Origin of the sequence: Streptomyces sp. SID1328, assembly GCF_009865595.1 — a bacterium.
In the GTDB taxonomy this organism is placed as follows: Bacteria; Actinomycetota; Actinomycetes; order Streptomycetales; family Streptomycetaceae; genus Streptomyces; species Streptomyces griseoluteus.
The window spans coordinates 1-2,597 of sequence record NZ_WWKH01001031.1; the positions used below are offsets into that span (position 1 = coordinate 1).

Genomic DNA, 2,597 nt, shown 5'->3' on the forward strand with positions numbered 1-2,597 from the left:
GGAGTTCCGCGCCGCGTGCGGTCGCCAGCAGCCGCTCCCTCTCGCCCTCCAGCAGCAGCGGCAGGCTGTCGGCCGGTACGTCGAGACCCTCCGCCATCCGGGTGAGCAGGCGGCGCGTGCGCGCCACGGTCTGCTCGATCAGGGTGCGGTCGAGCAGTGCGGCGCGGTAACCGAAGGTGACGCGGAGGCTGTCCTCGCCGGGGGCGATGGTGAGGGTGAGCGGGTAGTGGGCGGCGTCGGTGCCCTCGATCCCGGCGACGGTGAGGCCGGCCATGCCCTGCTGGGCGGTGCGCAGGGCCTCGGCGTCGAGCGGGTAGTTCTCGAAGACGGCGAGGGTGTCGAAGAGCCGGTCCAGCCCGGCGGTCTCGCATATCTCGGTCAGCCCGACGTACTGGTGGCCCAGCAGCCGGGCCTGCTCCTCCTGGAGCCGGGTGAGCAGCGCGGCCAGGGACTCGCCGGGCTCGGGGCGCAGCCGGACCGGGACGGTGTTGATGAACAGGCCGATCATCGTCTCGATGCCGGGGATCTCCGGCGGCCGCCCGGAGACGGTGGTGCCGAACACCACGTCGGAGCGGCCGGTGAGGTGGGCCAGCACCAGGCCCCAGGCGCCCTGGACCAGGGTGTTGAGGGTGAGCCGGGAGGCGCGGGCCGTCTCGCGCAGCCGGTGTGCGGTGTCCCGGTCCAGCTCCAGCACGAGGGTCTCGGGCAGTTCGGCGGAGTCGGGCCCCTCCGGCGCGCCCCGCCCGGCGAGCAGGGTCGGCGTCTCCAGCCCCGCCAGCGCCTCCCGCCAGGTGTTCAGCGTGGCCGCCCGGTCCTGCGCGGCCAGCCAGGCGAGGTAGGTGCGGTACGGGGTGACGCGGGGCAGCGTGAGGTCGTCGCCCTGACGGGCGTACAGCTCGAACAGCTCGCGGACCAGCAGCGGGACGGACCAGCCGTCGAAGAGGAGGTGGTGGCTGGTCATCACCAGCCGGTGCCGGCCGGGCCCGGTGTGGACGAGGGTGAACCGCATCAGCGGCGGCGTGGTGAGGTCGAACCGCCGGGTGCGGTCCTCGGCGAGGAACGCCTCCAGCGCCTCGGTGCCGGCGGCACCCTCGGCCGAGGTGAGGTCCAGCTCGTCCAGCGGTACGGGCACCTGCGCCGCGACCGCCTGGACGGGCTGGTCCAGGTCCTCGTGGAGGAAGCCGACCCGGAGATTGGCGTGGCGGCGCAGCAGGGTGCCGATGGCGGAGCGCAGGGCGAAGACACTGACGGTGCCTTCGAGGTCGAACACGAACTGGGTGGTGTAGACGTCCACGGCCTGGGAGTCGTAGAGCGAGTGGAAGAGCATGCCCGCCTGCAACGGCGTCAAGGGCAGTACGTCCTCCAGCTGGAACCCGGTCACTTGCGTCCACCCCACTTGTTCTGAAGTCGGTCGATCTGGGCCTGGTCGAGGGAGACCAGGGGAAGGTCGGAGGGCGTGTAACCGCCCGCGTCGGGCTGTTCGGCGTGTTCGGCGACGGCGCGCAGGGCGCGGGCGAAGGCATCGGCCAGGTCCGCCACGTCCTCCTCCTTCAGGAGGTCGCCGGGCCACGTCCAGCGGGTGACGAGGACGGGTCCGTCGGGGCGGTCCTCGGTGTGCGCGTTGATGTCGACGACGTGGTGGACGGGCATGTCCGGGTCCTGGCTGCGCGGCTGGCCGCCGTCGGGCAGGACCTCCCAGTCGCCGGTGCTCTCGGCAGAACTCGCATACCGGCCCAGGTAGTTGAACCCGATCTGCGGGGCTTCGGCGGTGAGCCGGTCGCGGGTGGCGGGGTTGAGGTGCCGGAGCATGCCGTAGCCCACGCCGTGGTCGGGTATCGCCCGGAGCTGCTCCTTGATCTGCTTGACGGCGCGGTCGATCAGGGTCGCGTCGAAGCGTCCGGGGTCCAGGACCCGGCCCGGTCCGGGATCGAGCCGCACCGGGTAGAGGCTGGTGAACCAGCCGACGGTGCGCGAGAGGTCGATGTGGTCGGCGAGCTGCTCCCGGCCGTGGCCCTCCAGGTCGACCAGGACGGCGGTGTCGTCCGTGCGGCCGGTGCCCCGGTCCTCCCGCCAGGCGCGGATCGCGAGCGCGAGCGCGGTGAGCAGCACGTCGTCCACCCCGGCGTGGAAGGCGGCCGGCGCGGTGGTGAGCAGCGGGCCGGTCCAGCGGGCGTCCAGCCGGGTGGTGATGGTCCGGGTGTGCCCGGCGGTGTCCCGCTCCGCGTCGAGCGGCCGGTGTCCGATGCGCGGGTCCGGTGTGTTCAGTACGCCTTCCCACAGCGGGAGTTCGCGTTCCCGTTCCGGTGTGCGGGCCTGGGTGGCGAGGAGGCGGGCCCAGCTCCGGTACGGCGTGGCGACGGACGGCAGCGGCGACGGCGTGCCGGTGACCGTCCGCCATGCGGCGGCGAGGTCGGCGCCGAGCACCCGCCAGGAGACGGCGTCGACGGCCAGGTGGTGGATCACGATCAGCAGTCGGCCGGGGGTGGCCGGGCCCGCGTCGCCCCACACGGCCTCGATGACATGGCCGTCGGCGGGCCGCAGCCGGGCGCGGGCCTGTTCGCCCGCCTCGGCGAGCGCGGCGGTCGCGGCGGCCGCGT

General features: G+C 73.7%; 2 protein-coding genes. Both read right to left on the bottom strand.

Features of this window, described 5'->3' with window-relative positions; translation table 11 throughout:
- The coding region (locus GT030_RS33305) for a condensation domain-containing protein (protein ID WP_346009798.1) at positions 1 to 1,381 on the bottom strand (1,381 nt) is incomplete at its 3' end.
- Positions 1,378 to 2,597 (bottom strand): condensation domain-containing protein (locus tag GT030_RS33310; protein WP_237522998.1); only part of this gene is annotated, 1,220 nt, incomplete at its 5' end. The genes GT030_RS33305 and GT030_RS33310, both read right to left, overlap by 4 nt.